This window comes from Aliterella atlantica CENA595, from assembly GCF_000952155.1.
Lineage (GTDB): Bacteria > Cyanobacteriota > Cyanobacteriia > Cyanobacteriales > Chroococcidiopsidaceae > Aliterella > Aliterella atlantica.
This window is the reverse complement of sequence record NZ_JYON01000007.1, coordinates 48,131-74,212: the sequence shown is the minus strand read 5'-3', so window position 1 is coordinate 74,212 and position 26,082 is coordinate 48,131. Positions and strand designations below refer to the sequence as shown.

Below are 26,082 nucleotides of genomic sequence, written 5' to 3'. Positions count from 1 at the left end.
TCTTCAGCTTCAAGCTCTTTTGCTCTTGCCTGTATTCTTTGGACTCGTTCTGCTGGTAGACTTTCTAGCATTTCCTTCAGAGTTGTTCTCATTGCACGCTTCTTTCTCTAAATCTAGTAAATGATGTTTAAATCGCTTATCTGCTTTTCTTATCAGTTGCTCATAAAAAAAGTCTTGACTTATCCCTGATTTGTCACCTGCAACCAGTAAAATTGCTCGTCGTCTTGGGTCAAAAGCAAACGCCACGCGCCAAGTTCCAGCAGCAGCATCAAAGCGCAATTCTTTCATGTTTGGGTAAGACGAACCCTTAAGCGTATCAACTGCTGGTCTTCCTAAAAGGGGTCCACGCTCCTCCAAACGAATAGCTATGGCAAGTAACTCGTCTTGTACTTTTGTGTCTAACTCTTCAAACTCTGCTTTAAAATCTTCATAAAACTCGACGACCCATTGCATCAATATTGCTAACCCTTATTATGCATTATAAGACATATGCCTTCAAGAGTATATTGAACCTCTAGCAAAAGTATATGGCGAATGGAATTCGTGACTACACAAACAAAGTCCGCCTGCGCGGACTACTAAATTTTTGAACAAATTGCTACACATATAGGCTTTCGCAAGAAGTCTACTATGTAGGCATACTAAGTTGGGAAACTACCCAAATACTTCTAATCTATTAAGTCTTGGAGCTAGCTTAGGTGCGCGTCTCTGTCTAGAGGATGTCCTTAATTTTATATGCAGGTGAAAAATAAATTATCAGACAACTGAGGCTAGCGATGCTAGGGGAGCGGGGATAGTATTGGAAGGAGCAGTAAATTCTCCTGTTAGTACGTATTCTAGGCGCAGTTTCAGCCAAGTAATAAATTCAGGATTGGTAGAGATAATTGCTGCTGCTGGTTGAGGACATTTAGCTTTAATTTCTGCCATTTCTGGCGCTGCTAAAAATGCTGGCTGCTTGACTAACCAAAAATCGATTTCTTTCTCGTTTTCGTGGTAGTGACGAGTACGTTCTTTTAATACTTCGTCTGTAGGTTCTTCTTCTAACAAAAAGTGTTCGCTGGCTAAAACGTAGTAGTAAGTTGTCATTTTTTAAATTATTTCCTTAAATTTTTACCTGACAAGCAAAACCCGCAGTTAAGCGGGTTGCAAACGTATTATATTCAAATTAGCGATCGCTTATCAGATATTTAGGCTCTTACTCAAGAATAAGTGCAACACTGGTCACTGGTCACTGAATACGCATTGCCTGTTTCATTTCTCTTACCGCTCTTTCCATCCCTACTAAAGCAGCACGACTAATAATTGTATGACCGATATTTAGTTCTTCCATCCCTGGAATACAAGCAACAGGGTAAACGTTCCAATAAGTTAAGCCGTGACCTGCATTAACTCTCAAACCTGCTTCTATTGCTTGCTTGCAACCTTGAGCTAATATTTCTAATTCCTTTTTACGGCTAGCTTCATTTTTCGCTTCCGCATACTGTCCAGTATGCAATTCAATAAATTTAGCCTTTACCTTGACAGATGCATCAATTTGTGCATGGTCGGCATCAATAAATAAACTAACGGGAATATCAGCAGATTGTAATTTACCTACTATTTCACCAATGCGATCGCTTTGACCGACTATATCTAATCCGCCTTCGGTCGTTACTTCTTCCCGTTTCTCCGGCACTAAAGTAACGTAATCAGGTTTAATATCCAAAGCTATAGCTACCATCTCATCAGTAGCAGCCATTTCTAGATTAAGATGCGATCGCACAGTTTGCCGCAGTAAGCGGACATCCCTATCTTGAATGTGTCGCCTATCTTCGCGCAAATGCACCGTAATTCCATCAGCACCGCCTAATTCTGCCAACACCGCCGCCGCCACAGGGTCAGGTTCTACCGTCCGCCGCGCTTGTCTGATTGTTGCAATATGATCGATATTTACTCCCAAAGTCAGCAATTTTTATTTCTCCTTTTAGGTGCGATCGCATTTTACGATAGCGTCTCGTGCGCTACAAAATAAATAATAGGCTCTAATACATTTGTTCTATGAACCTGAAACTTTTAGCAACAGCCACTATCCTTGCAGCCACTAGCTTAATTGCACCAGTAAAAGCGCAAGAAACAGCACCATCTACTCCCACAAATCAAACTCCCACCACTGCACCAGACAACCAAGTATTAAACGCTTGTGTCGAAAATCGTGCAGAAACCCTACCCTTACCATTTAGCGATGTACCAAGGGATCATTGGGCATTTAAAGCAGTAATGACCATGCACTACTGCGGAGCATTCCGTCAAGCAACACCACGCGATGCGTTTGACAAACTCCAACCGACACCCAGCCAGGCGCAACCGCAGACAGAGAGACAATCTTAGGCAGGGGGAGCGGGGGGAGCAGGGGGAGCAGGGGAGGCAGGGGGAGATGAGCTTGCTAATATTAGATTCAACTCTCTAATGTTCTTCCTTGTCCCCCTTGTCCTCCTTGTCTCCAAAATTAGGCAACAGCTAAGTCAGAATTAGCTTGCTCCTCCAACATCTCAGGCGGAACGCCCTCTTGAACTAACGTCGGTTGCTTGTTATCTGGCTTTAACAAACCGCCAATCATCGCAAACATTGCATTTACCTTGCGCGTGCGCCAGTCGGCTATAAGCTTATCCGCATCCGCAGCGCTCATTCGTCGCTTCAGCGCTTCATACAGGTATGCTGCATGACCTGTTTCATCGTTAGCAATACTAAGTAAGCTTTTCTTGAGATTGCGGCTAGTTTGCTCGTCCTCTGGGAGAACTTTCGCCATCCGTGCAAAATCCTTACTGGCATCCAACTCTAAAATATAGGTACTAGCAATAAATACATTCCAGTCGATTACATCTGGTTTGAGTTGCTCGGAAGTATAACCCTCAAAGAAAGCATCAAAAAATGGGCTGCGCTGACGCTCTTTAGTTGTCTTCTCTGGTTTTTTTGGCTGATTTTTAAAGTCAATGACTTGTTTATTTAATTGCTTCAAGGCGTGAGCAAAGATTTGTCCGTGTCTGTTTTCATCAGCGGCGTGTTTAGTTAGTTTTTCGGCTAACCAAGTATCGCCCTCGGCTTTTGCCCGTGCGCTGAGTGTTTCTAGCATCGGTACAGCACCAGATTCAGCGAGTTGAAACCCTGCTAGAGTATTAGGGCGTGTTAAAGGGTCGCGGATTGATTTTGCTAAGAAATATGCCACGCCGCTAGAACCAAGTAGATGCAAAACGTGAGTAGATAAGCTCATGTAAGTGTAAGTTTATGCTTGTGTAAGGAGTCCACATCACCTATGCTAGCGATCGCCTGCTAAAATTGCACCACTAGGTTTGTGTAGATAAAGCGATGCTTGGCAGGTTATTTTTAGGGTTACTTACAGTTTTCGTTGCTTTTGGCTTATTTGCCTGCAATCCTCAATCTAGGGCAAATCAATACTCTGTTGAGCGTGTCAGCGATGGCGATACTCTAACTGTTGTAGATGCTACGGGAACTAATGTTAAAGTCCGTTTTGCCTGCGTGGATGCTCCCGAAATTGCCCATACCAAGGCTGAGAAGCTAAGTAAAAAAGCTGTAGATAAAGACCAGTTTAAATGGGGAAATCAAGCTCAAATGCGCGTCGAACAGTTGCTCAAGCAAAAAGGCGATCGCGTAACTTTAACTGTAACTGATACTGACCGCTATGGGCGTAAAATTAGTGAAGTCCGTTTAAGCGATCGCACTTTAATTCAAGAAGTCTTAGCCCGTGAAGGTTTGGCTTTAGTTTACCGTCCCTATCTCAAAAATTGTCCTAGTGCAACGGTAGTAGAACAAGCTGAAACAGAAGCTAAAAATCGTCGTTTAGGCATTTGGAGCGACCCCAAATTTGTCGAACCTTGGGCATATCGCAGTCGCAAAAGCTAAATAAAATTTATTAAACTCTCTGGAAAAAATTTTATTTTTGGCTTTCTAACTACTATACAAAATTGGGGCTTGACAGTATAATTAAATAATGGAAATATAACTTTCAATAGGATTTAAGCACAGATTTCTATTATAAAGTAAATTTATCACAAGTCAAGGTACAAAAGCAAGAGCCTTAATAACTATTTTTATAACTTATAACTTCATAAATTGAGTAACAATTAGGTGATATTTTAACTAATTCAAATAATTAGGCAAGAGAGTGTTACTCACGACAAGAGAAGTTAGCAAAGATTTATCAGGCAGTAATTCAGACAATAATGCTGAACAGTTTAGTTAAGCTAAAATAGACTTTTTACAAAAGTATTAAATGCCCAGCAAAAAGTACGCTGGGGGAGAACGAGATAAGACTGGTAGGAATTGTCGAGGTGCTAACTGGCGGGATGAAGTCGATATAGAAATTATCTACCATCAAGCCGACTTTTCCAACTCCTACTTCGATTCCAGTGGGTTTAGCGGATGTGACTTGAGTTTTAGTAAATTCCTTTATGTCCGTATGTATGAAGGGGGTTTTGCCGATTGCTATATGCCAGGGGCTAATTTTACCTATGCTACGTTCGGACAAGTTGTCTTTAACGATGTCGATCTTAGATCTGCTATCTTTAAAAACACCGATCTTGTTGAAACCAGTTTTAGAAGATGCAACCTCGCCTATGCCGATTTTACTGGGGCTAGGGAATTTTTTCGACCCTTCAAAGAATGCCTCATTTATGAAACTATCATGCCCGACGGTAGTATTCGCACTGATGATGTTTAAACTTATTTCAGCTAGCTCAGCTACTTCTAAATAAAAGCAAAAGACATATACCATTACCAAATGAGTTAATAGTAATACTTAAGTTTTTTTGAGATTTCTACTTACAGGATTGAACCAGTTTTCCAGACGACTAAAAGCTTGAGAAGAAAGCAAAGTCAAGCACAGGTAAATTACAGCAACAGCAGCATAGATTTCAAAAGAGCGATAATTTCCGGCAACAATCAACTGCCCGTTGCGAAACAACTCCTCAAAGCCAATTACAGCCACCAAGCTAGTATCTTTAAGCATACTAATAAACTCATTACCCAAAGGCGGGAGCATCCGGCGGAAAGCTTGGGGGAAGATAATATAACGCATAGTTTGGGTAGAACTCAAACCCAAAGACTCAGCCGCCTCAGATTGTCCTAACTCAATAGATTGAATCCCAGCGCGGACAATTTCAGCAATATAAGCCGCACTATTAAGACTTAAAGCAATTACAGCAGCAGTCCAACGATTAAAACTGAAACCTAAACCAAGTTCTTGAGCGATCGCTGGAATGCCAAAATAAATCATGAAAATCTGCACCAGCAAAGGCGTACCTCGGAAAAAATCTATGTAAGCCCTAGCAGCCCAACGAACAGGTAAAATCTTAGAAAGGCGAACAATCCCTAACAAAGAACCACCCACCAAGCCCAAAATCACAGATAAAGCCGTAAGTTGCAGCGTTACTAAAGCACCGCGTAATAACAAAGGTAATGCAGTTGCGATCGTACTAATAGTAGTAAATAAAGCTGAAACACCACTAGCAGATTGATTTTGAAAAGGCAAGCGATCGGGTAAAGGTAGAGGTTCAGCACCAAACCACTTTTGGTAAGTTTGTGCGTAAACACCATTTTCTAGCAGCCTCGTCAATCCGCGATCGATCGGCGCTAAATTAGGCGAATTTTTAGGAGTAGGAAAGCCAAAATACTCTTCTGTCAGCAAATTGCCAACTACCTTCACACCCTGCACGTCCCCAGAAGTAAGCGCATACAAAATTACAGGCTGATCGTGCAGCAACGCATCCACATTACCATTAATTAACTCGCGAATCGCCGTCGGTGCATCATCAAAACTTCTTACTTCCGCCCCTGGAACAGCCGCCGCCTTTTCCGCCCCAGTAGTGCCAATTTGCACCGCAATCCGCTTATTTTTTAAACTATCAAAACTCGTAATATCCCGATTATTAGCACGAGTTGCGATCGCCAAACCCGACTTAAAATAAGGACGAGAAAAAGAAACAGTCTTAGCCCGTTCTTCAGTAATCGTCATCGCCGCCACAGCAGCATCAATAGTTCTAGCTTGCAAAGCCGGAATCATCCCAGCAAAAGGCAGATTTTGGTATGTAATCTTAAAACCAGCCTCCTTACCAATTGCATTCATCAAATCCACATCAAAACCCTGCAACTCCCCTGATGGTGACAAAAACTCAAAAGGAGGATAAGTACCTTCTACAGCAATAGTAAGAGTGCGATCGCCAGCACTAGAACTAGAATTAAAACTACAACCAGCGATCGTCAAACAAACCAACCAAACAAAACCAAATCGCACCCAACCCCAAACTCTCTTTCTCTCTGCGCCCTCTGCGCCTCTGCGGTTCGTAAAAAACATATATAACTCTAAAAATTATGGAAAAAGCGATCGCCTTTCAAAACCTAGAAAAAAGCTTCGGTTCCCTAAAAGTCCTCCAAGGAGTAACAGGCGAAATAGACAAAGGAGAAGTAACAGCAATCATCGGTTCGTCAGGTTGCGGTAAAAGCACCCTATTACGCTGCTTCAACCGCCTAGAAGCCATCAACGGTGGCAGCCTAACAGTTAATAATATAGACTTATCACGCCCTAACCTGAACTACAAACAACTGCGCCAACTGCGAACGCAAGTAGGCATGGTATTCCAGCAATTTAACTTATTTCCCCATCTGAGCGTACTAGAAAACCTCACCCTAGCACCGCGCCAAGTATTAGGTAAAACCCAGAAAGAAAGCGCCCAACTAGCCGGAACGTATTTAGACAAAGTAGGCTTATTTGACAAAGCATCAGCCTATCCAGAACAACTGTCAGGTGGACAAAAACAGCGAGTTGCGATCGCCCGCAGCTTATGCATGAACCCGCAAATTATGCTCTTTGACGAACCTACCAGCGCCCTCGATCCAGAACTTGTAGGCGAAGTATTGCAAGTAATGCAACAACTAGCAGCCGACGGCATGACAATGGTAGTAGTAACTCACGAAATGCAATTTGCTCGTGAAGTCGCCAATCGAGCTATCTTTTTAAACAAAGGCAAAATAGAAGAACAAGGAAACGCCCGCGAAATTCTTACTAATCCTGAAAGCGATCGCTTGCGAACATTCCTCAGTCGCCTCAATACACAAGTTACCAGTAATGCTTAATTTTGCTGCAAAGATTGGGTAAATGCGATCGTTGCATCATATTGATCGGGCATATTGAGAAAGCGAGTAAATGAATCTATATCTAGTTCGGGTAGAAACTCACTTCTATCTACCTGTTCGTATTTACCAGCGTGTAGGTGAAAAATACACACTCGCTGCTTTTGATAAAACCAAACTTCAGGGATACCCCAACGCCTGTATTTTTCTAAATTATTGACACCGCCACTAGCAATAACTACTTCAATAGCAATATCTGGTATAGGCTTAATCGCATCCAGGTTATAAGACTCGTCAGGTTCTCCTCTAGCGCCTTCCTCACGACTACCTAGAGTATATCCACCTGTTCTGTAAAAACGTCTTCCTATATGACGTAGGTAAGTTTCTAATAGTAAACCTACACTACCTTTCGATTGTTCGTGTTCTGGCGAGGGTGTCATTATATCTAGCGTTCCGTCTAAATAAGTCAAACGTACTTTTGTTTCTTCCAGCAAAGATGCGATCGCCTCAAATTTCTCCCAGGAAATATCGTATAGAGTAATAATTGCATCCCGATCGCTAGTTTTTAGTTGTTCCAGCATTGGTTTAACTCCTTAAGATTGCGGGATAAATTCAACCCCGAATACCTCAGCAAAAGCCTTGGCTACTTGCAAGCGTACCTCGTCTAACTGAATATCTGGAATCCATTGCGCCATACTCCCTACCGACTTATCAGCAATCCCGCAAGGCACAATTTTTTCAAATCCAGATAGATCGGGACATACATTCAAAGCAAAGCCGTGCATAGTCACCCAACGACTAACTTTAATGCCGATCGCACCTACCTTGATTCCGTCTATCCAAACGCCTGTTAAGCCAGCAAGGCGATCGCCTTTCAACCCATAAACTGCCAAAACCTTTATCAGCACTTCTTCTAGCTGTCTCAAATACCAGTGCAAGTCTTGACGGTAATATTTCAAATTCAAAATCGGATAGCCTACCAACTGACCAGGACAATGATAGGTTACTTCACCACCCCGCTCTACTCTATACACCTCAAAATCATTTTTGTCAAGCTCAAATTTAAGAAAATCCAAGCTAGCACCTTGTCCTAGAGTATAAACTGGCGGATGTTCTAGCAAGATTAAGACATCATGCAAAATAGAGTTATAGACACGCGCTTGCAACAGTGACTTTTGCCAATTCCAAGCATCGCAATATGATACTAAGCCTTGGTTGTATAAGTAACAGCAGCGGTGTTGTTGCTGAGGTAGAGTGTTAATCAAAGGTTTATTACTCGCGATCGCTATAAAAATCAAGCGTAATTGTCATTAAATTTGAGTTTAAATCGTGGCGATAAAATCAAGAATTGTCAACAGATGCAAAATATTTTAAAGAGAGGGCAAACATAACTGTTTTACAGAATACAAAGTGGTAGTGTGAATATATGACCTCAAATAGGCAGGGAGGAAGCTTTTTCTAACCTAACCGCGCACTTAAACAACGGGGGTTGAATGCAAAGTATTAACATCTATACAGTTAATCAAGTGCCTGAACCAAGCCCGATCGCGATTAAAAGCTACATACCTCGATTGCTACTTTATTGCACCGGATACAGGAAGATCGCTGCGATTTCCAGATGATGTAAGCTGGTAGATTTTAGTAGCTAAAAGTGTAATTTTAAGCTTTGTTGTGCGTGGTAACACTAGCAAGTTATTTAAATTGTCATCTCGTGCTAGAAAAGCACATACAGGCATCGCACCATATAGACGAGTGGAAGTTGGAATTAGTAGCAATTTTCACATAGCTTTGCCTTTGAAATAAATCCAAATTTGCACAGGCAACTTAGCGGAGAATAAAATATGAAGCTTGTCATTCACGGCAAAAATATTGAAATTACAGATGCAATTCGCGAGTACGTCCATCAGAAAATAGAAAAGGCAGTAAATCACTTTCAAGGCTTAACAACAGAAGTAGACGTACATTTATCAGTAGCCCGCAATCCGCGCATCAACAGCAAGCAAGCCGCAGAAGTGACAATTTATGCCAACGGGAGCGTAATTCGTGCAGAGGAAAGTAGCGAGAACTTGTATGCAAGCATAGATTTAGTAGCCGATAAAATTGCCCGTCAGTTGCGTAAGTACAAAGAAAAACGCTACAACAAGAAAACCCACTCCGCACCAGTACCAGAAGTAGAGGCAGAATTGCAAACGCCATTAGTACCAGATTTAATTGGCGATCGCACTCCACAATTACCAACTGAAGTAGTCCGCACTAAGTATTTTGCCATGCCGCCGATGACAATTACCGAAGCACTAGAGCAGTTACAGCTAGTAGATCACGATTTTTATATGTTCTGCAACGCCGAAACAGGTGAAATCAATGTTATCTACGAACGCAATCATGGCGGCTACGGAGTCATTCAACCCCGTAACAACGGACATACCAACCACCAAAACGGCAAAGCCGCCAGTACCACAAAAACAAAAGAAAAATCCCAAGTCAGCAAGTAGAGACGTAGCACTGCTACGTCTACCAGCTACGTACAAGTGCAAAGTCTAGCAAATAGGGAGATAGGGAAACGTAATTAAATGATTTTCTCTACCTCCCCTGTACCCATAGCCCATTTCAAGCCGCTTGCAGAGTTTTTAAGGATTCTTCAATGTGTCCTTTGAAATTAAACTGGGAGTTGAAAATATGCTGCACCACTCCTTCGGTATCTATCACGTAAGTTACGCGCCCTGGTAGCAATCCCAAAGTAGACGGTACGCCGTAAAGCTTGCGTACTTGATTGCCAGTATCGCTTAACAAAGTAAAAGGTAGTTGATATTTAGCTGCAAATTTCTGGTGTGATTCTGGAGAATCAGCACTTACGCCGATAACTTCCGCACCAGCAGTTGTAAATACATCATAGCGATCGCGAAACTCGCAAGACTCCTTAGTACACCCTGGCGTATCATCTTTAGGATAAAAGTAAAGTACAACTGACTTTTTACCGCGAAAATCCCCCAAACTAACTGTTGCACCTGATTGCGAAACAAGAGTAAAATCTGGCGCTGTATCTCCAACTTTGACTGCCATAAGTATTTAAATATTAACTTTTGTAATGCTAGCGCGAATAGTAGTGACCAGTAAACAGAGACCAGCGACCAATGGCTAATTCAATCCTTGTTAAACTGGTGACTAGGTAGATAAGCAGAATCTTTAAATTATCTAGTTGTTATCCTAGATAGAAAGCAGAATATAAGTTAAAAATAGATCGATATTGGGCATTATAGTAGAGAATTTTCATCAAAGTACCTCAAGCAGGGTAGAGCAATGAATAAGCCTCAATTCTTCAAAACAGGACTTCAACTTACTACAATCGGATTAGCTAGCATTCTAGCTGTTGCCATTCAACCTAGTTTTGCTGTTGAGACATCGCCTGCAACTAACACAACCCAACCTGCTACCAAAAAACTCCAAGAAGCACAAGCGTTTAACGATCGCGGTGTAGATTTAGCCGAAGAGGGAAAATACAAGCAAGCGATCGCCGCTTTCCATCAAGCAATTAAAATTTATCCTAGCTTTGAAAATGCCCACAATAACTTAGGGCTAGCTTTAGGTAGCCAAAATAAATTTGCCGAAGCCGCCGCTGCATTTAAAAAAGCCCTCGCTATCAATCCCCAAAATATCGAAACTTATAATAATTTAGGCATCGCATTAGGTAGTCAAGGCAACTTCAAAGAAGCTGTAAGCGCCTTTAATACTGCAATTCAAATCAATCCCCAAGAACCAACATCCCATCAAAACTTAGGTGTAGCATTTTGGAGTCAAGGCAGAATGCAAGATGCGATCGCCTCTTTGCAAACAGCCAAACACTTATATACAAACCAAAATAGAACAGAAGGCGCACAGCAAGTAGAACAAATTCTCCAGCAATTGCGATCGCGCTAAAAATAAAGAGTGCTAGAAAATTCCAGCACTCTTGACAAACAAGCATTAATGTGAGTTTTTAGCCTAATGCTTCTGCACCACCAACAACCTCAAGGATTTCTTGAGTAATTGCGGCTTGACGAGCTTTGTTGTAAGACAAAGACAAATTACCAATTAGTTCTTTAGCATTGTCGCTAGCGTTGTTCATCGCTGTCATCCGTGCTGCTAGTTCGCTAGCGGCTGATTCTTGCAATGCTCGTAATAGCTGGTTATTCAAGTACAAGGGTAACAAAGCATCGAGAATTTGGACTGGATCTTGCTCGAACAACATATCGCGGGGGAAAGGACGAGCTTGAGTAGTAACTTTCTGTCTTTCTACTTCAAATTCGCCGCCACGAGTTGTCAGTCTAAAGATTTCGTCATCGGCTGCCTCCAAACCTTGCGGATCTAATGGTAATAGAGTTTGGACTACTGGGCGAGAACTAATCAGCGAGACAAACTTGGTGTAAACTAGCTCGATTCTATCTACACTCTCAGATAGAAATAGAGATAAAAGTTCGTCAGCAATATTAGAAGCTTCAGCCGCAGTTGGGATTTGCTCTAAACCAGTGTAAGTACCTTCAATCGGTTGATCGCGGCGTTGGAAGTATTGAGTTGCTTTGCGTCCAACCAAGATAAACTTGTAGTCGCGTCCTTCAGCTTTGAGTTCCTTAGCGCGATTTTCGGCGCGGCGGATGACGTTACTGTTGTAACCACCGCACAAACCGCGATCGCCTGAAATAACCAACAAACCGACAGTTCCGACTTGGCGCTGTCTAAACAAAGGTAAATTTGCTTCTTCAAACTTAAGCCGTGTTTGCAAACCGTACAATACTTGTGCCAAGCGATCGGCAAAAGGACGAGTTGCAATCACCTGTTCTTGCGCTCGGCGGACTTTAGCTGCCGCTACCAAGCGCATTGCTTCGGTGATTTTTTTAGTATTTTTAACTGAATTGATGCGATCGCGAATTGCTTTGAGATTAGCCATATTTTTATTGCCTCTAATCGCCAAGAGCTACTAGCAATCAAACTAATAGCTCTTTGCCAACATCCTTATGCAGTTGCCATGAAGGTTTGCTTGTACTCGACGAGCGCTTCTTTCAAGATTTTTTCCGCTTCATCGCCTAGTTTCTTCTCATTACGGATTAGTTCGCCGTACTGAGGCTTGCTATTTCTCAAGTATTCGCGCAATCCTTGCGTGTAGCCAGCAACTTTTTCTACAGGGATATCATCTAAATAGCCGTTGATACCAGCGTATAGAATCGCTACTTGCTCGTTTACTGGTAGCGGTGAGTATTGCGGCTGCTTGAGCAATTCTTGCAAGCGTCTACCGCGTGCTAGCTGATTTTGCGTTGCTTGGTCTAAGTCTGAAGCAAATTGAGCAAATGCAGCCAAATCGTCGTACTGAGCGAGTTCTAGCTTAATTTTTCCAGCTACTTGCTTCATTGCTTTAGTTTGAGCGGCTGAACCTACCCTAGATACCGAAATACCAGGGTTAACAGCAGGACGCAAACCAGAGTTGAACAAGTTGGAAGATAAGAAGATTTGTCCGTCAGTAATCGAAATTACGTTGGTAGGAATGTATGCCGATACGTCGCCTGCTTGGGTTTCGATAATTGGCAATGCTGTCATGCTACCTTCACCGAGTTCTGTACTCAATTTAGCGGCACGCTCTAGCAAGCGAGAGTGGATGTAGAATACATCTCCAGGGTAAGCTTCCCGTCCTGGTGGACGACGCAGTAACAAAGACATTTGGCGATAAGCTTGAGCTTGCTTAGACAAGTCATCGTAGATAACTAGAGTAGCTTTGCCTTTATACATGAAGTATTCGGCTAAACTCGCCCCTGTATATGGAGCCAAGTATTGCAATGTTGCCGGATCGTTAGCGTTAGCTGCAACTACAATGGTGTAATCCATCGCGCCTTTTTCTTGCAGCACGTTAACTACGTTAGCTACAGTAGATGCTTTTTGTCCGATCGCTACATAAACGCAAACTACATCTTCGCCTTTTTGGTTGATGATCGTATCAACAGCAATAGAAGTTTTACCTGTTTGGCGATCGCCAATAATTAATTCTCTTTGTCCTCTACCAACTGGAATCATCGCATCAATCGCGGTAATCCCTGTCTGCATTGGTTCGTACACCGAGCGACGCGCAATAATCCCTGGTGCTGGAGATTCAATCAAGCGGGTTTCGCTAGTTTGGATATCGCCTTTACCATCCAAAGGACGAGCAAGTGCATCTACAACTCTGCCGATCATCGCATCCCCTACAGGAATTTGAGCGATTTTTCCCGTCGCTGTAACTGAACTACCTTCTTGAATATCGCGTCCTTCACTCATCAACACCGCGCCCACGTTGTCTTCTTCTAAGTTCTGGGCGATGCCAATTGAGCCGTCTTCAAATTCTAATAGTTCGCCTGCCATAGCTTTTTCTAAGCCATAGATGCGGGCAATACCGTCCCCTACTTGCAATACAGTACCAACGTTAGCGACTTTAACGCCTTGGTCGTACTGCTCGATTTGCTGCTGAATAATGTTGCTAATTTCGTCGGGTCTAATACTGATGCTCATGTTTTTTTCTTAGGTGTGAGAAATTTTCCAGGCTGTAAACTTAAGTTGCACTTGTTAAGCGCAAAGCTAGGCGGCGCAGTTGACCTCTTAAACTAGCATCAATGACCTGAGAGCCAACTTTGATAATTACACCACCAATCAAATCTTTGTCGATCTTCATATCTAGCTCGACTTCTCTAGCGTTGGTCATTGCTACAACTTTATCTTTTACTGCTTGTTGTTGTTGCTCAGTTAGTTCGACTGTCGATGTTACTTCAGCTAGAACTGTTTGATTCAACTGCCGCAGTAAATTGAGATATTGCTGGCAAATTCCTTCTAATAGCAAGATCCGCCGCCGATCTACCAAAATCAGCAAGAAGTTACGGAAATAAGGATGAACGTCACCAGCTATGCGTTCGAGTACGCCCTTTTTGTCGGCATCTTTGACAAAAGGATTGGCAAGAAAATTCTGTAATTGCTCGGAATTTTTGAGTAAGTCGAGCAAAGATCGAACATCTTCACCAATGCGATCGCTCAAATTATTCGCTTTCGCTGTTGACATCAATGCCTGCGCGTAAGGCTCTACTACCTGAGAACTAATTGTGCTGCTACCCGCCATTACCTACCCCCCAAGAGCGCTATGCTGCGATCTACTAATTTTTGTTGAGCAGAGCCATCTACTTGAGTTTGTAGCTGTGATTCTACCTTTTCTAGCGCTTTGGCTACTACTTGCTGCCGTAATTGGGCGATCGCTCTATTTCTTTCGCTGTCCAAATCTTGCGCTGCTGTTGCTCTCATTTGCTCGACATCTTGCGCCGCTCGTGCCAAAATTGCTTCTTTCGCTGATTGCGCGTTTTCTTCAGCATTTTTGCGAATCTTTTGCGCTTCTGCTTGCGATTGAGTTAGCTTTTCTTGCGCGTCAGCTAGTGCTGATGCTGCTTCGTTAGCGCTTTTTTCTGCCTCTGTAATTGCTGCTTCAATGCTGATGCGGCGATCGTTCAACGTCTTTGTTAAAACTTTCCGCCCAAAGAAAACTAATACGCCAATTAGCAGTGCTAAGTTGATTAGATTGGTTTCTAAAATGTCAAAATTTAGACCAAAACCACCTTCTGACGCTTCTGCGTGGGCTGCACTCGCTTCTGCAGCCAGTAAAAAAATTCCCATCATACCCATTTACAACTGCCCTATGCTCGATTTAATTGTTTTATTTGAGTAAAGCAGGCTCTAATAGCTTGTCTATAATCTGCCGACTGAGGGAATCTACCTGTTGCTCCAAAGATTGCATCGCTTCTTGCTTTTGCTGGTCTATTTCGCGCTGGGCTGCTTCTCTTTGACTTTGAGCTTCTCTTTGCGCTTCAGCAATTTTCTGGTCGGCAATTTTTTGAGCTTCAGCTTGCGCCGCTGCAATCGTCGATTGTGCTTGCTTGCGAGCTTCTGTTAGCTGTTGCTTGTATTGATTTGCCAACTGCTCGGTTTTCGCCAAGCGTTCCTTAGACTCAAGTTTATTATTGCGAATATAGTTACTGCGCTCGTCTAGCACTTTAGACAGTGGCTTATAGAAAATTACATTCAATAGAGCAGCTAGTAGTAAAAACTGTAATGCCATTAAGGGCAAAGTAGCGTCAAAGTCAAACATTTCTTCCCTCTGTGGCTAGATACCTAGGATTAATTGCCAGCGACATCATCCAACCTTGAATAAATTCGTAAAAACCCCATAGTTAAATAGGGCTAAATCCTCCAATTTTAGAGACGCGATGTTTCGCGCCTCTAAGCCAACTCCAACTTTTAGGAAAAGGGGTTAGCAAATAGCAATACTAGGGCAATTACTAGACCGTAAATGGTAAGAGATTCCATGAACGCCAAGGTTAACAGTAAAGTACCGCGAATTTTTCCTTCTGCTTCAGGTTGACGAGCAATACCTTCAACAGCTTGCCCTGCTGCGTTTCCTTGTCCAATACCAGGACCAATTGCAGCTAAACCGATTGCGAGAGCAGCAGCGAGAACTGAAGCAGCAGAAACTAATGGATCCATGATGATTTTCCTTACCTAAAGTACAAAACTAAAACTAATGAACTGTTGACTAAATGCGCTTTGTTCGCGCTGCACTACAAAACAGTGCTATCTACTGAGGGCTAAGATGACTTAATGCGCCTCATGCTCTTCTCCGCCATGCCCTTCGAGTGCTTCGTGGATGTACGCTGCTGCTAATGTGGCAAATACCAAGGCTTGAATGGCGCTGGTAAATAAGCCCAAAGCCATAACTGGCAGAGGTACAAACAACGGAACTAATAGCACTAACACTGCAACTACTAATTCGTCCGCCAAGATGTTACCAAATAGACGGAAGCTTAGGGAAAGAGGCTTGGTGAAATCTTCTAATATTGCGATCGGCAATAGAATCGGTGTTGGCTCGATGTACTTGGTAAAGTATCTCAAGCCCTTCTTACTAAAGCCCGCATAAAAGTATGCTAAAGAAGTCAGTAAAGCCAGCGCTACTGTGGTATTGATATCGTTAGTTGGGGCTGCTAATTCGCCTTCAGGAAGCCTAATTAACTTCCAGGGAATTAAAGCACCAGACCAGTTCGATACGAAAATGAACAGGAACAAAGTACCAATAAAGGGAACCCAAGGACGGTACTCTTTCTCGCCAATTTGGTTTTTTGCCAAATCTCGAATAAATTCCAAGGCATATTCCATAAAATTCTGGATACCTGTAGGAATTTTCTGGATATTTCTAGTTGCAGCTAAAGAAGCTATGACTAGAATGCCAATTACAAACCAAGATGTGAGAAAAACTTGCCCGTGAAGTTTCAAATTGCCTAGTTGCCAATAGAAGTGATGACCTACTTCTAAGGAAGCCAGGAATTTATAGTTAAAGGTGTTTAACACACTACTGTTGAGCATTTCCATTTAGGGAATCACCATAAATCGAGGGTTGGAGAATGCAGTCTGCCGCGATCGCACTTTACCTATTTCAGGTCAGGGGGCAATACCGCTCGGATCGTATAAACTATCAGCGTAGCTTTATAAGTCAAAAACCCTAAGAATATCGGCAAAACTTGCAATTGATCCCATTGAGTTGCAATTACTATTAACCCAATAAACAAAGCAAATCGCGTCTTACTTAGTTGGTTTTTTTCCCCGCCAAGTTGCTCAACGTCTTTACCCAACATTCTCAAGTAAACCACACCTGTGCACGCCCCGATCAGATAATTTAGGGCAACGTTCAGGGAGTAAAATATCCACACAAAGATAAAAATAATCCCTGTGATAACAAGAGTAATTGACAACAATTCTTGCGAAAGTTGATAGAACTCTTGCATCGAGCTAGATGCTTTTGCTTGGGCATCGGTCGGAGAATTTTCTCCCGTTTCAGGCGTAGTGTTTGACGATTCGTTTGACAAGCTCACAGGACTCGCAAACCAGCATAGGTAATTGACTTGACTCACATAAGAGCCAGAAAAGATCGTAACACGTTGCGGTAACAATCCTTAAAAATAATTAATGCGGTGTTAGCAAAATTAGTTGTTGACTTAAAAGCGATCGCACTCCAGCTAGATCGAACTGCACGTTTTTCAATATTTCGCCGATATTGTGACTAGAATTGCGATCGCAAGCTTTTAAAAACTCAAATTCTTGTTCTCTCAAGTTCACAATCTGATAATCGTAGTTAAACAAGCATTTACTAGCCCAACCATCTATACAAGGATGAAGTTCGGGAATTGCCGCTAACAGCGCTTCATCTTTCGACCAATCATTTTTAGGTAATGGCGCACGTCCTAAGAAAAACTCGTAATGAGTTACTTCTGGATCTAATAATTCAATCAAACGGTATCTAGCGCGGCTATCCAACGCGAAGGAACGTTCCATCAACTCCGGTTCTTTACCCAAAAGCCTTTCTAACTGCCAAAAATTAGGATTGGAAAAACCTAAGAAATCTAGCCCTGAAGCATCAATTAATTCAAACAGAGTTTCGATATTGTAATCAATTTCTTGGGGATGAACGTACATATCAGCAAAACATTCATCGCGCTGGTTTTCCATTGACCAACGTTCTTTTTCTCTCTTGACAATTCGATTGTTTTCTGGTAATGCTGCAAATAATTTGCGTCCAACTTGAACGCCATCGCGGTAATCGCCTTTTTTATCAGCTTGGAGTAGAGCGATCGCGCGTTGCATCAATTGTATTTCCCAGCGTCCTATTTCTCCATATACGAAGATATGCATCAACCCACCAGGCGCTAGCTTTTTAGCTAAAGATTGAATCCCGCGTATCGGATCGTCTAAATGGTGCAAAACGCCAACGCAGTTAATTAAGTCAAATTCACCAGGTAACTTGTCAGCGTCATACAAACTAAGTTGCTGAAATTCAACGCGATTAGCACCCGATCTTTGACAGCGTTCTTTAGCTACAGCTAGAGTACCAGCACTTAAGTCAATTCCAACTACCTGAGCGTGGGGGTTCAAATGGACTAAATACTCAGTCCCCACACCAGAACCACAACCAGCATCGAGAATGCGGATATCTTGCTTTTGGGGCTTTTGTCCAGTACAAAAACCATAAGCAGCCAACCAATTCCAGCGCCAATTATAGCCAGGTGGCGGCTCATCTAGAATTGGTTCTGGAGGAAAAGGATAAGTATCGTAGAGTTTAGCAACAGCAGCGCTAACGCTTTGGGAATCTGACATAGTGAGAAAAGTTGCAGCATTCCGTAGTTTAGCGAATCTCCGCCTCCCAAGGCTAATAATTAAATTATGAGTAAGCGTATTGTTATTTCTACTTATGGCTCTTTAGGAGATTTATATCCTTATATGGCGATCGCTGTAGAGTCAAAGCGCAAAGGACATCAGGTAGCGATCGCCACTAGCGAAATTTATCGCGCTGCAGTTGAAGCAGAAAATCTCACATTTTACCCTGTTAGACCAAACATATCGGATTTAAATCCTGAAGAAGCCCAAGAAGCTATCAAACGGGCTATGGACTCGAAAAAAGGAACGGAGTACGTTTTACGTGAGTTAGTTTTGCCTTACCTGCAAGACAGCTACAACGATATAATGCAAGCTGTACCCGGTGCTGACTTGCTAATTACTCATCCTATAAGTTTCGCTGGGGTTTTAGTAGCGCAAAAAACAGGCATACGTTGGCTCTCTAGCGTATTGTCGCCAATATCCTTTTTGTCTGCATACGATCCATCAATTTTATCAAGTCAACTAAGTGTAGTTTCCCTAAGACGATTGAACCCTGCAATTAATAGTATTTTGCTTAATCTTGGTAAATTTAGCATCCGCTCTTGGGGCGAACCAATACAGCAATTTAGAAAGCAGTTAGATTTACCACCCGTTAAAGATCCTTTCTTTCAAGACCAACACTCACCAGATTTAGTATTAGCTTTATTTTCCCCAATTTTTGCTCAACCTCAAAAAGATTGGTACAAGCATACTTATGTAACTGGATTTCCCTTTTACGATCGCCAAGGCGCAGAACTATCACCAGAATTAGTAGAATTTCTCAATCGAGGAGAACCGCCGATTATTTTTACCTTGGGTTCAGCAGCGGTAAATGATGCAGGTAACTTTTATATAGAAAGTGCGATCGCAGCTAGACAATTAGGATGTCGTGCTGTCTTGCTAATTGGCGAAGATAAGCGCAACCAAGTACCAGAAAATTTGTTATCTAAAGACATTGTTACTTTCAGCTACGCACCATACGCGAAAATATTTCCCCATGCAGCAGTTATCGTGCATCAAGGTGGAATTGGGACAACTGCTGAAGCCTTGCGATCGGGTCGTCCTATGCTATTTATGCCTTATAGTCACGATCAACCAGATAATGCAGCACGCGCCGAACGTTTAGGTGTAGCTCGTATTATTAAACGTAGCAAATATCAAGCAAATTCGGCTGCGGCGGAGTTAAAACAGCTATTAAATGAGCCAAAGTACGCCCAAAAAGCAGCGGTAATAGGGCAGCAAATACGGGCGGAAAATGGTGTAGAGAAGGCTTGCGATCGTATTGAAGCGTATTTGAGTTGACCTGAACTTAATTCAGCTAAAAAATCGGTTGCTAAAATTGACAACGTGTGGAGTGAATGTTTTGAATGCCTACTGATGCTCAATTGAAAGGTTTATATCGTATTAGCTATCGGTTGACCTACGTCATGCTCCAGCCTATACATTTAGTTTGTATTGATAATCGCACTTTGAGTTTATACATCCTAGCTGGAGTTACTGAAAACTTAGAATTTCAAGTTACACCAAATGGAGAGATATTTTAATGAATCAGATCGATTATGCAGCAATGTCTGACCAAGAGTTAAAGCAATACTTTCTTCAGCATCGTGAGGACAAAACAGCACTTCAAGCATATCTAAATAGGCTCAACGAACGTCCGCGCCAATTCATTACAATAGTAGACGATCCTGACTTTGATTCTAAACTTCAAGCAGCAATTGAGCAGAAAATGCAGCAAACCAAAGATGACAAAGATGAATCAGCAGTTTAGTTACCGTTACTAAACAGGCTCTCCATCTTCAAGCGTATATAGATCCGGTTCTGCGTACAAGAAATCAAAACTGCCGCCGTTTTGAGCAATTTCCATTAGCTCAGAGGTTTTAGGCTCTGAAACTTTATGAAAAAGTTTTGCCTCCAGAAGCATTCTTTCTTCTGGCGAAAGGGACAAAATCACTCGGATTAAAGAATCAACTAGATTAGCGTTCATTACTGTTGTTCCAATATTTAAGTAATATCCAAATTTTTATTAATACTTTAGCGTTCCTAATTAGCGCCACTACAGTTCTAACCAACTTTTGCAGGCAAGCGTCTGATTTGTTGTTTTTGCTAACCAAATAGCGATCGCACTTCTAGACCGATACCTTTTTGTAACAATCGCTACAAAGTACCTCAAGAATTCTGGGAAATCTACACACTTCTTAATATTCAAGCGGAAAGCACTCAAAACGTTTTAATCTAGGAACTGACCGAGTTAACTTTAGGCGATAATTGCTGGCTGGCAGCAAGTAGAAAAATCGAGTTCCTTTGACGGGATATAAGGGTAAAAACAGAGATTTGTCAAGACCTAGAGTAACTTTTAAGGAAGTTTACTGGCATCCTGGTCAGACTTAACACAGTAAAGAATATGATGGGAGTTTTAAAAAAAGCATGAGTGTTAAGGCAAGTGGTGGAAGCTCAGTTGCGCGTCCGCAACTATATCAAACACTGGCAGTCGCAACAATCAACCAAGCGGAACAACAAGACCGCTTCTTAGAGCGAGGCGAACTGAACGCACTGTCAAACTATTTTGCTTCGGGAACGAAAAGATTAGAAATTGCCGAGACACTAACTAAAAATTCAGAACTAATTGTGTCTCGCGCCGCCAACCGCATCTTTGTGGGCGGTTCGCCAATGGCTTACCTAGAAAAACCCAAAGAAGTAGAACTAGCAACAGTAGGGGCAAAAGACGATCTAAAAACAGGAATGCAATTAGGGAACATAACCTATGTAGAAAATCGTGGTGGTTTTCTAGAAGGGTTGCGATCGCTATTTAGTTCCTCACCTAGCGGTGCTACACCTCCAGGTTTTAGACCGATTAACGTTGCTCGTTACGGTCCGAGCAATATGCAAAAGTCCTTACGGGACTTGAGTTGGATGCTGCGCTACGCAACGTATGCGATCGTAGCTGGCGACCCCAACATTATTGCTGTCAACGTCCGAGGACTAAGAGAAATTATTGAAAACGCTTGTTCTGGTGAAGCGACAATCGTTGCTTTACAAGAAATCAAGCAAGCATCGCTGTCTTACTTCCGTAGGGATGAAGAATCTGCAAATATTGTCAGTCAGTACATGGACGTACTGATTACAGAATTTAAAGCACCAACACCTTCAGACAAACTGCGCCAACGTCCTTCAGGCGACCAACAAGGACTACAACTGCCCCAAATTTACTTCAATTCTGCCGAGCGCCGACCAAAATTTGTTATGAAGCCTGGTTTGTCCGCAGGGGAAAAACAAGAAGTTATTAAAGCAGCTTATCGGCAAATCTTCGAGCGCGATATTACCCGCGCTTACAGTCAGTCGATATCTTACTTAGAATCCCAAGTCAAAAACGGCGACATTTCCATGAAGGAATTTGTGCGTCGTGTGGGTAAGTCTCCTCTTTACCAAAAACAATTTTTTCAGCCATTTATAAACAGCCGCGCTTTGGAACTTGCATTCCGTCACTTCTTGGGTAGAGGTCCTTCTAGCCGCGAAGAAGTACAAGACTATTTTGCGATCGTTTCCAAAGGCGGTTTACCAGCCCTAGTTGATGCTCTAGTAGACTCTAAGGAATACGCCGACTACTTTGGCGAAGAAACTGTACCATACCTGCGGGGATTGGGACAAGAAGCCCAAGAATGTCGCAACTGGGGAGCGCAGCAAGACTTGTTAAACTACAGCGCACCTTTCCGTAAAGTGCCGCAGTTTATCACTTTATTTGCTTCCTACGAAAAGCCGCTACCAGACCAACATCCTTATGGTTCTGGCAACGATCCCTTAGAAATTCAATTTGGGGCAATTTTCCCGAAAGAGACTCGCAATCCCAGCACCAGCCCTGCACCATTTGGTAAAGATACCAAGCGGATTTTGATTCACCAAGGTCCAGGCATCAACAACCAAAACAGCAGTCCTCAGTCACGCGGTGAGTTTCCAGGTTCTCTTGGTCCTAAAGTATTCCGGTTAGATCAACTTCCTGGTACTAGCGGCAGAAAATCGCCTAAAGGATCGAGCGTTAAGTTCTCCGAAAGCTCTACTCAAGCTGTAATTAAAGCTGCTTACCTGCAAGTATTCGGGCGGGATGTATATGAAGGACAACGCCTAAAAGTTGCGGAAATTAAACTAGAAAATGGCGAAATTCCAGTACGGGAGTTCGTGCGTCAGCTAGCTAAATCCGATTTATTCCGTAAGCTGTACTGGACTTCTTTGTACGTTACTAAGGCAGTTGAATATATCCACCGCCGTTTATTGGGTCGCCCAACTTACGGACGGCAGGAAATTAACAGCTACTTTGATGTCTGTGCCAAAAAAGGCTTCTATGCTTTAATTGATGCCTTGATTGATAGCCCAGAATACAGCGAAGCTTTTGGCGAAGATACCGTTCCTTACGAGCGCTATCTAACTCCTGGTGGTGTTGCGCTTAGATCCTTAAGAGTTGGCAGTATCAATGAAGATATTGTTAGCGCTAAGGTAGACACCGAAGAAGCACCACGCTTTGTCCAGTTGGGCGAAGTCACGGAAATGCGGACTCAACCAGATATCGAATCCCGCATTGCTCAGGGCGTAAACAAGCAGCGCGAACAAACTAAAGTCTTCAAGCTAACCAATACCAGCGATAAGGTAGGCGTTCAAACTGCGATTCGGGCTGCTTATCGGCAAATCTTCGAGCGCGATGTCGAGCCATATATTGCTCAAAATGAATTCACAGCTTTAGAAAGCAAGCTGGGTAATGACGAAATTAACGTTAAGGAATTTATTGAGGGCTTAGGTTGCTCAAACCTTTACATCAAAGAGTTCTACACTCCTTACCCCAATACCAAGGTAATTGAGCTTGGTACTAAGCACTTCTTAGGACGCGCCCCCAAGAACCAAGCAGAAATTCGGGAGTACAACCAAATCCTTGCTTCTGCAGGTATTCGCGGCTTCGTCAGCGCGATGGTAAATAGCTCTGAGTACATTCAAGTATTCGGCGAAGATACCATTCCTTACCGCCGCTTCCCGACACTACCTGCTGCTAACTTCCCGAATACAGAGAAGTTGTACAACCAGTTAACGAAGCAAAGCGAAGATATCGTTGTCCCCAGCTTTGAACCAGTACAGACCAAGATAGCGACCGATAAAATGCCGATGATGGCAAAAGCGATCGCTGATATGGCTTATACTGCTCGTCAAGTCGATCGAAGTCAGCCTTTATTTATCGAACTCGGTCGCTCTTACAATGACGGTCGCGGTCAATCTGTTGAGGTAGGTGTAGGTACAACTCGTCGCAAACCAGCGCGGATTTATCGCATCACTAACGGTACTAATTCGACTCAAGAAACTCAGAAAGCTATCGATGCCATTTACTGTCAAGTTATGGATATCTTTAGCGGTCAAGTTCCTGATGGGCTAAGAATTTCTGACTTAGACAGCAAACTGCGTAATGGCGAAATCTCTGTAAGAGAATTTGTCCGCGATTTAGCAAGTTCTAATACTTATCGTCGGCGTTTCTACACTCCTTACCCCAATACCAAGGTAATTGAGTTCTTGTTCCGCCATATCTTGGGTCGCGCTCCTGCAACTCAAAGCGAGATTAGGCAATACAACAAGTTACTAGCTGATGGTGGACTTAGAGCGGCTGTAGATACAATGGTCAATAGCCCAGAGTACGCGCAATACTTTGGCGAAGACGTTGTTCCCTATCCACGCTTCCCATCCCTACCTGCTGGTAACTACATCGGTAGCGTAAAAGCTGCTGCTGACCTAGTTAAGCAGTCTTGGTCGGATTTATCGCCTTCGTCGATTACTCAAGGTACAGGGCGCTAAATTGCCTTAAAGTTTAAATAATACAGCCCGATGTGCGATCGCCTATCGGGCTTTCTTTGCTTGACTACCCAAAAAATAGCTTCGTAATATACCAGCTTTCTCCGTAATTTAGCGGAGAATGAGATTAAAAAAATCTGTAATTGTTCTCGTTCATGAAAGAAATATTAAAAAGTATTAAGAACTGAGTCAGAACGCGAACAGAATGCAGGAGAATGATTGCGGAAGGTAACTGAAATTAAAAAACTTGAGTAACTTAAAGTACGCAAGTGACCTAAATTTAGGTAAACTCAGTTAGTTAAATAAGCCTAAGCCAGTTTAAATAAACTTGGTTCATTTTTTTGGAGGAATCGGTTAATGAGTATCGTCACGAAGTCGATCGTGAATGCGGATGCCGAAGCTCGCTACCTCAGCCCTGGTGAGCTAGATCGGATCAAGAGCTTTGTTACAAGCGGCGAACGCCGTCTACGTATTGCTCAAGCTTTGACAGAAAACCGCGAGCGGATTGTTAAGCAAGCTGGCGATCAATTGTTCCAAAAGCGTCCTGACGTTGTATCTCCTGGTGGCAATGCATACGGTCAAGAAATGACTGCTACTTGCTTGCGCGATATGGACTACTATCTCCGCCTCATCACATACGGAGTAGTAGCTGGCGACGTTACACCCATCGAAGAAATCGGTGTAGTAGGCGTTCGTGAAATGTACAAGTCACTAGGTACTCCAATTGAAGCCGTTGCTGAAGGCGTACGCGCAATGAAGAACGTTGCTACTTCAATGATGTCAGGTGAAGATGCTGCTGAAGCTGGCTCTTACTTCGACTACTTAGTCGGCGCTATGCAGTAAGTTGTTGAATCAACTACTGATTATAAAAACTGCAAGACAGTTGGAAATTAAGGAATCAAGACCATGCAAGACGCAATTACCTCTGTAATCAACTCCTCAGACGTTCAAGGTAAATACTTGGACAACTCCTCAATGGAGAAGTTAAAAGGCTACTTCCAAACTGGCGAATTGCGCGTACGTGCAGCCAGCACAATCAGCGCTAACGCCGCTGCAATTGTTAAAGAAGCAGTAGCTAAGTCCTTGTTGTACTCGGACATCACTCGTCCAGGTGGCAATATGTACACAACTCGCCGTTATGCTGCTTGCATCCGCGATTTGGACTACTACCTCCGTTACTCCACCTACGCTATGTTAGCTGGAGATCCTTCGATTCTTGACGAGCGCGTACTTAACGGCTTGAAAGAAACTTACAATTCCTTGGGTGTACCCATCGGCGCAACCGTACAGTCAATCCAAGCAATGAAAGAAGTTACTGCTAGCTTAGTTGGTCCTGACGCTGGTAAAGAAATGGGCGTTTACTTCGACTACATCTGCTCTGGCTTGAGCTAATTGTAGATACCTGTAATAGGTAGAGATCGTAAATAGTCTTTAATCAAGGTCTGGGAGTTGGTTGTGAGTGCTAGAACGTTTTGTCGCTTGTCTTGACTGTATTAGTCAAAGAGTGTTAGCGGTCTAGTATTGATAGTTAACTCCCAGCCTTCGATTTTTAGGGGCAAAAGTAGGGTAAAAGCGATCGCCCAACACTTTACTTAAAAACAATTGAAATCAAAATTTTCTTAAGTTAATTCAGGAGATAGCAACCGATGCGAATGTTTAAAGTTACTGCTTGCGTTCCTAGCCAGACACGTATTCGCACGCAGCGGGAATTACAAAATACATATTTTACTAAACTCGTTCCTTATGACAACTGGTTCCGCGAACAGCAGCGCATTATGAAGATGGGCGGCAAAATTGTCAAGGTAGAACTAGCTACAGGTAAGCCTGGAATGAACACTGGCTTGGCTTAATTAAAAACTAAGTTTGCTGTTATATATTTGTTGGGAGGCAATTTGTGCCTCCTTTTTTTGAACGCAGATGCACGCA

The 26,082-nt window shown here is 42.8% G+C and carries 31 protein-coding genes; 13 read left to right on the top strand and 18 right to left on the bottom strand.

The annotated features are described in order from the left end of the window. Nucleotides 1–9: 9 nt before the first annotated feature. The 3 genes from UH38_RS08475 to UH38_RS08465 form a co-directional block, all read right to left on the bottom strand. Complete coding sequence (locus UH38_RS08475) at nucleotides 10–453, bottom strand: type II toxin-antitoxin system RelE/ParE family toxin (RefSeq protein WP_045054217.1); 444 nt, start codon at nucleotides 451–453, stop codon at nucleotides 10–12. Nucleotides 454–756: 303 nt separating this feature from the next. Beyond that, on the bottom strand, nucleotides 757–1,086 hold the full coding sequence (locus tag UH38_RS08470; protein WP_045054216.1) for an MgPME-cyclase complex family protein: 330 nt from the start codon (nucleotides 1,084–1,086) through the stop codon (nucleotides 757–759). Nucleotides 1,087–1,228: 142 nt separating this feature from the next. After that, nucleotides 1,229–1,948, bottom strand: a complete 720-nt coding sequence (locus UH38_RS08465) for a pyridoxine 5'-phosphate synthase (RefSeq protein WP_045054215.1) — start codon at nucleotides 1,946–1,948, stop codon at nucleotides 1,229–1,231. An 89-nt stretch (nucleotides 1,949–2,037) separates the two neighbouring features. On the opposite strand from UH38_RS08465, the gene UH38_RS08460 reads away from it, so the two are divergent. After that, nucleotides 2,038–2,367 (top strand): hypothetical protein, encoded by a 330-nt coding sequence (locus UH38_RS08460; RefSeq protein ID WP_045054214.1) that lies wholly within the window; start codon nucleotides 2,038–2,040, stop codon nucleotides 2,365–2,367. Between the two features lie 118 nt (nucleotides 2,368–2,485). Here UH38_RS08460 and UH38_RS08455 read toward each other — a convergent pair whose 3' ends face one another. Beyond that, nucleotides 2,486–3,247, bottom strand: a complete 762-nt coding sequence (locus tag UH38_RS08455) for a ferritin-like domain-containing protein (RefSeq protein WP_045054213.1) — start codon at nucleotides 3,245–3,247, stop codon at nucleotides 2,486–2,488. A gap of 95 nt (nucleotides 3,248–3,342) precedes the next feature. Here UH38_RS08455 and UH38_RS08450 point away from each other — a divergent pair, with 95 nt between their 5' ends. Together UH38_RS08450 and UH38_RS25300 are read left to right on the top strand one after the other, a co-directional pair. After that, on the top strand, nucleotides 3,343–3,897 hold the full coding sequence (locus tag UH38_RS08450) for a thermonuclease family protein (RefSeq protein WP_045054212.1): 555 nt from the start codon (nucleotides 3,343–3,345) through the stop codon (nucleotides 3,895–3,897). A 370-nt stretch (nucleotides 3,898–4,267) separates the two neighbouring features. Further along, entirely contained in the window at nucleotides 4,268–4,714 is a 447-nt protein-coding gene (locus UH38_RS25300) for a pentapeptide repeat-containing protein (protein WP_072044898.1), read from the top strand. A gap of 78 nt (nucleotides 4,715–4,792) precedes the next feature. Here UH38_RS25300 and UH38_RS08440 read toward each other — a convergent pair whose 3' ends face one another. Beyond that, nucleotides 4,793–6,346 carry an ABC transporter permease subunit gene (locus UH38_RS08440; protein ID WP_045054210.1) on the bottom strand — a complete coding sequence of 518 codons (1,554 nt, stop codon included), beginning with the start codon at nucleotides 6,344–6,346 and terminating at the stop codon, nucleotides 4,793–4,795. A 17-nt stretch (nucleotides 6,347–6,363) separates the two neighbouring features. Here UH38_RS08440 and UH38_RS08435 point away from each other — a divergent pair, with 17 nt between their 5' ends. Further along, nucleotides 6,364–7,125, top strand: coding sequence for an amino acid ABC transporter ATP-binding protein (locus UH38_RS08435; protein WP_045054209.1), 762 nt, complete (start codon nucleotides 6,364–6,366; stop codon nucleotides 7,123–7,125). Here UH38_RS08435 and UH38_RS08430 read toward each other — a convergent pair. Then, nucleotides 7,122–7,703 carry a Uma2 family endonuclease gene (locus tag UH38_RS08430; RefSeq protein WP_045054208.1) on the bottom strand — a complete coding sequence of 194 codons (582 nt, stop codon included), beginning with the start codon at nucleotides 7,701–7,703 and terminating at the stop codon, nucleotides 7,122–7,124. The genes UH38_RS08435 and UH38_RS08430 overlap by 4 nt on opposite strands. A gap of 12 nt (nucleotides 7,704–7,715) precedes the next feature. After that, on the bottom strand, nucleotides 7,716–8,384 hold the full coding sequence (gene lipB / locus UH38_RS08425) for a lipoyl(octanoyl) transferase LipB (RefSeq protein WP_200892368.1): 669 nt from the start codon (nucleotides 8,382–8,384) through the stop codon (nucleotides 7,716–7,718). Nucleotides 8,385–8,963: 579 nt separating this feature from the next. Here lipB and hpf point away from each other — a divergent pair. Next, a complete protein-coding gene (hpf, locus tag UH38_RS08420; protein ID WP_045054207.1) occupies nucleotides 8,964–9,614 on the top strand; it encodes a ribosome hibernation-promoting factor, HPF/YfiA family in 651 nt (216 codons plus the stop codon). 115 nt (nucleotides 9,615–9,729) lie between these two features. Here hpf and UH38_RS08415 read toward each other — a convergent pair whose 3' ends face one another. Then, nucleotides 9,730–10,182, bottom strand: a complete 453-nt coding sequence (locus UH38_RS08415; protein ID WP_045054206.1) for a peroxiredoxin — start codon at nucleotides 10,180–10,182, stop codon at nucleotides 9,730–9,732. A 237-nt stretch (nucleotides 10,183–10,419) separates the two neighbouring features. Between UH38_RS08415 and UH38_RS08410 the strand changes: the two genes are divergently transcribed. After that, nucleotides 10,420–11,037, top strand: coding sequence for a tetratricopeptide repeat protein (locus tag UH38_RS08410; protein WP_045054205.1), 618 nt, complete (start codon nucleotides 10,420–10,422; stop codon nucleotides 11,035–11,037). A gap of 58 nt (nucleotides 11,038–11,095) precedes the next feature. Here the strand turns inward: UH38_RS08410 and UH38_RS08405 are convergent, their stop codons facing one another. The 9 genes from UH38_RS08405 to UH38_RS08365 all read right to left on the bottom strand — a co-directional run bounded on the left by UH38_RS08405 (nucleotide 11,096) and on the right by UH38_RS08365 (nucleotide 18,297). Next, nucleotides 11,096–12,043 carry a F0F1 ATP synthase subunit gamma gene (locus tag UH38_RS08405; protein WP_045054204.1) on the bottom strand — a complete coding sequence of 316 codons (948 nt, stop codon included), beginning with the start codon at nucleotides 12,041–12,043 and terminating at the stop codon, nucleotides 11,096–11,098. A 65-nt stretch (nucleotides 12,044–12,108) separates the two neighbouring features. Then, nucleotides 12,109–13,629 carry a F0F1 ATP synthase subunit alpha gene (atpA, locus tag UH38_RS08400; RefSeq protein ID WP_045054203.1) on the bottom strand — a complete coding sequence of 507 codons (1,521 nt, stop codon included), beginning with the start codon at nucleotides 13,627–13,629 and terminating at the stop codon, nucleotides 12,109–12,111. A 40-nt stretch (nucleotides 13,630–13,669) separates the two neighbouring features. After that, nucleotides 13,670–14,227, bottom strand: a complete 558-nt coding sequence (gene atpH / locus UH38_RS08395) for an ATP synthase F1 subunit delta (protein WP_045054202.1) — start codon at nucleotides 14,225–14,227, stop codon at nucleotides 13,670–13,672. Next, the gene (locus tag UH38_RS08390; RefSeq protein ID WP_045054201.1) at nucleotides 14,227–14,781 is read right to left on the bottom strand and encodes a F0F1 ATP synthase subunit B; all 555 of its coding nucleotides are present in this window, start codon (nucleotides 14,779–14,781) and stop codon (nucleotides 14,227–14,229) included. Before UH38_RS08390 ends, atpH begins: the two co-directional genes overlap by 1 nt. A gap of 31 nt (nucleotides 14,782–14,812) precedes the next feature. Continuing rightward, on the bottom strand, nucleotides 14,813–15,244 hold the full coding sequence (locus UH38_RS08385) for a F0F1 ATP synthase subunit B' (protein ID WP_045054200.1): 432 nt from the start codon (nucleotides 15,242–15,244) through the stop codon (nucleotides 14,813–14,815). A gap of 149 nt (nucleotides 15,245–15,393) precedes the next feature. After that, nucleotides 15,394–15,639 (bottom strand): ATP synthase F0 subunit C, encoded by a 246-nt coding sequence (gene atpE, locus UH38_RS08380; protein WP_008233924.1) that lies wholly within the window; start codon nucleotides 15,637–15,639, stop codon nucleotides 15,394–15,396. Nucleotides 15,640–15,750: 111 nt separating this feature from the next. After that, nucleotides 15,751–16,518 (bottom strand): F0F1 ATP synthase subunit A, encoded by a 768-nt coding sequence (gene atpB, locus UH38_RS08375; protein ID WP_144405649.1) that lies wholly within the window; start codon nucleotides 16,516–16,518, stop codon nucleotides 15,751–15,753. 59 nt (nucleotides 16,519–16,577) lie between these two features. Continuing rightward, complete coding sequence (locus UH38_RS08370; protein ID WP_045054199.1) at nucleotides 16,578–17,018, bottom strand: ATP synthase subunit I; 441 nt, start codon at nucleotides 17,016–17,018, stop codon at nucleotides 16,578–16,580. 91 nt (nucleotides 17,019–17,109) lie between these two features. Next, nucleotides 17,110–18,297, bottom strand: a complete 1,188-nt coding sequence (locus UH38_RS08365) for a class I SAM-dependent methyltransferase (RefSeq protein ID WP_045054198.1) — start codon at nucleotides 18,295–18,297, stop codon at nucleotides 17,110–17,112. A 66-nt stretch (nucleotides 18,298–18,363) separates the two neighbouring features. Here UH38_RS08365 and UH38_RS08360 point away from each other — a divergent pair, with 66 nt between their 5' ends. The 3 genes from UH38_RS08360 to UH38_RS08355 all read left to right on the top strand — a co-directional run bounded on the left by UH38_RS08360 (nucleotide 18,364) and on the right by UH38_RS08355 (nucleotide 20,107). Then, nucleotides 18,364–19,638, top strand: coding sequence for a glycosyltransferase (locus UH38_RS08360; protein WP_045054197.1), 1,275 nt, complete (start codon nucleotides 18,364–18,366; stop codon nucleotides 19,636–19,638). 65 nt (nucleotides 19,639–19,703) lie between these two features. Continuing rightward, the gene (locus UH38_RS27140) at nucleotides 19,704–19,880 is read left to right on the top strand and encodes a DUF6888 family protein (RefSeq protein ID WP_200892358.1); all 177 of its coding nucleotides are present in this window, start codon (nucleotides 19,704–19,706) and stop codon (nucleotides 19,878–19,880) included. Then, the gene (locus UH38_RS08355; protein WP_045054196.1) at nucleotides 19,880–20,107 is read left to right on the top strand and encodes a DUF6887 family protein; all 228 of its coding nucleotides are present in this window, start codon (nucleotides 19,880–19,882) and stop codon (nucleotides 20,105–20,107) included. The genes UH38_RS27140 and UH38_RS08355 overlap by 1 nt, the downstream gene beginning before the upstream one ends. Nucleotides 20,108–20,116: 9 nt before the next feature. Here UH38_RS08355 and UH38_RS08350 read toward each other — a convergent pair whose 3' ends face one another. Beyond that, a complete protein-coding gene (locus UH38_RS08350) occupies nucleotides 20,117–20,323 on the bottom strand; it encodes a hypothetical protein (RefSeq protein ID WP_045054195.1) in 207 nt (68 codons plus the stop codon). Nucleotides 20,324–20,763: 440 nt separating this feature from the next. Here UH38_RS08350 and UH38_RS08345 point away from each other — a divergent pair, with 440 nt between their 5' ends. The 4 genes from UH38_RS08345 to UH38_RS08330 all read left to right on the top strand — a co-directional run bounded on the left by UH38_RS08345 (nucleotide 20,764) and on the right by UH38_RS08330 (nucleotide 26,006). After that, the gene (locus UH38_RS08345) at nucleotides 20,764–24,159 is read left to right on the top strand and encodes a phycobilisome rod-core linker polypeptide (protein ID WP_045054194.1); all 3,396 of its coding nucleotides are present in this window, start codon (nucleotides 20,764–20,766) and stop codon (nucleotides 24,157–24,159) included. 354 nt (nucleotides 24,160–24,513) lie between these two features. Then, complete coding sequence (gene apcA / locus UH38_RS08340) at nucleotides 24,514–24,999, top strand: allophycocyanin subunit alpha (protein ID WP_045054193.1); 486 nt, start codon at nucleotides 24,514–24,516, stop codon at nucleotides 24,997–24,999. Between the two features lie 63 nt (nucleotides 25,000–25,062). Then, nucleotides 25,063–25,548 carry an allophycocyanin subunit beta gene (apcB, locus tag UH38_RS08335; RefSeq protein ID WP_009634168.1) on the top strand — a complete coding sequence of 162 codons (486 nt, stop codon included), beginning with the start codon at nucleotides 25,063–25,065 and terminating at the stop codon, nucleotides 25,546–25,548. A 254-nt stretch (nucleotides 25,549–25,802) separates the two neighbouring features. Then, nucleotides 25,803–26,006, top strand: a complete 204-nt coding sequence (locus UH38_RS08330; RefSeq protein WP_045054192.1) for a phycobilisome linker polypeptide — start codon at nucleotides 25,803–25,805, stop codon at nucleotides 26,004–26,006. Nucleotides 26,007–26,082: the final 76 nt, after the last annotated feature.

Coding starts and splice junctions, on each gene's coding strand:
- UH38_RS27140 (WP_200892358.1), top strand. CDS start 19,704: ATGCCTACTGATGCTCAATTGAAAGGTTTATATCGTATTAGCTATCGG.
- UH38_RS08360 (WP_045054197.1), top strand. CDS start 18,364: ATGAGTAAGCGTATTGTTATTTCTACTTATGGCTCTTTAGGAGATTTA.
- atpA (WP_045054203.1), bottom strand. CDS start 13,629: ATGAGCATCAGTATTAGACCCGACGAAATTAGCAACATTATTCAGCAG.
- UH38_RS08470 (WP_045054216.1), bottom strand. CDS start 1,086: ATGACAACTTACTACTACGTTTTAGCCAGCGAACACTTTTTGTTAGAA.
- UH38_RS08450 (WP_045054212.1), top strand. CDS start 3,343: ATGCTTGGCAGGTTATTTTTAGGGTTACTTACAGTTTTCGTTGCTTTT.
- UH38_RS08460 (WP_045054214.1), top strand. CDS start 2,038: ATGAACCTGAAACTTTTAGCAACAGCCACTATCCTTGCAGCCACTAGC.
- UH38_RS08410 (WP_045054205.1), top strand. CDS start 10,420: ATGAATAAGCCTCAATTCTTCAAAACAGGACTTCAACTTACTACAATC.
- atpB (WP_144405649.1), bottom strand. CDS start 16,518: ATGGAAATGCTCAACAGTAGTGTGTTAAACACCTTTAACTATAAATTC.
- UH38_RS25300 (WP_072044898.1), top strand. CDS start 4,268: ATGCCCAGCAAAAAGTACGCTGGGGGAGAACGAGATAAGACTGGTAGG.
- UH38_RS08475 (WP_045054217.1), bottom strand. CDS start 453: ATGCAATGGGTCGTCGAGTTTTATGAAGATTTTAAAGCAGAGTTTGAA.
- UH38_RS08455 (WP_045054213.1), bottom strand. CDS start 3,247: ATGAGCTTATCTACTCACGTTTTGCATCTACTTGGTTCTAGCGGCGTG.
- UH38_RS08345 (WP_045054194.1), top strand. CDS start 20,764: ATGAGTGTTAAGGCAAGTGGTGGAAGCTCAGTTGCGCGTCCGCAACTA.
- UH38_RS08405 (WP_045054204.1), bottom strand. CDS start 12,043: ATGGCTAATCTCAAAGCAATTCGCGATCGCATCAATTCAGTTAAAAAT.
- UH38_RS08355 (WP_045054196.1), top strand. CDS start 19,880: ATGAATCAGATCGATTATGCAGCAATGTCTGACCAAGAGTTAAAGCAA.
- UH38_RS08435 (WP_045054209.1), top strand. CDS start 6,364: ATGGAAAAAGCGATCGCCTTTCAAAACCTAGAAAAAAGCTTCGGTTCC.
- hpf (WP_045054207.1), top strand. CDS start 8,964: ATGAAGCTTGTCATTCACGGCAAAAATATTGAAATTACAGATGCAATT.
- UH38_RS08385 (WP_045054200.1), bottom strand. CDS start 15,244: ATGTTTGACTTTGACGCTACTTTGCCCTTAATGGCATTACAGTTTTTA.
- apcA (WP_045054193.1), top strand. CDS start 24,514: ATGAGTATCGTCACGAAGTCGATCGTGAATGCGGATGCCGAAGCTCGC.
- atpE (WP_008233924.1), bottom strand. CDS start 15,639: ATGGATCCATTAGTTTCTGCTGCTTCAGTTCTCGCTGCTGCTCTCGCA.
- UH38_RS08350 (WP_045054195.1), bottom strand. CDS start 20,323: ATGAACGCTAATCTAGTTGATTCTTTAATCCGAGTGATTTTGTCCCTT.
- UH38_RS08430 (WP_045054208.1), bottom strand. CDS start 7,703: ATGCTGGAACAACTAAAAACTAGCGATCGGGATGCAATTATTACTCTA.
- apcB (WP_009634168.1), top strand. CDS start 25,063: ATGCAAGACGCAATTACCTCTGTAATCAACTCCTCAGACGTTCAAGGT.
- UH38_RS08415 (WP_045054206.1), bottom strand. CDS start 10,182: ATGGCAGTCAAAGTTGGAGATACAGCGCCAGATTTTACTCTTGTTTCG.
- atpH (WP_045054202.1), bottom strand. CDS start 14,227: ATGGCGGGTAGCAGCACAATTAGTTCTCAGGTAGTAGAGCCTTACGCG.
- UH38_RS08330 (WP_045054192.1), top strand. CDS start 25,803: ATGCGAATGTTTAAAGTTACTGCTTGCGTTCCTAGCCAGACACGTATT.
- UH38_RS08440 (WP_045054210.1), bottom strand. CDS start 6,346: ATGTTTTTTACGAACCGCAGAGGCGCAGAGGGCGCAGAGAGAAAGAGA.
- UH38_RS08365 (WP_045054198.1), bottom strand. CDS start 18,297: ATGTCAGATTCCCAAAGCGTTAGCGCTGCTGTTGCTAAACTCTACGAT.
- UH38_RS08390 (WP_045054201.1), bottom strand. CDS start 14,781: ATGGGTATGATGGGAATTTTTTTACTGGCTGCAGAAGCGAGTGCAGCC.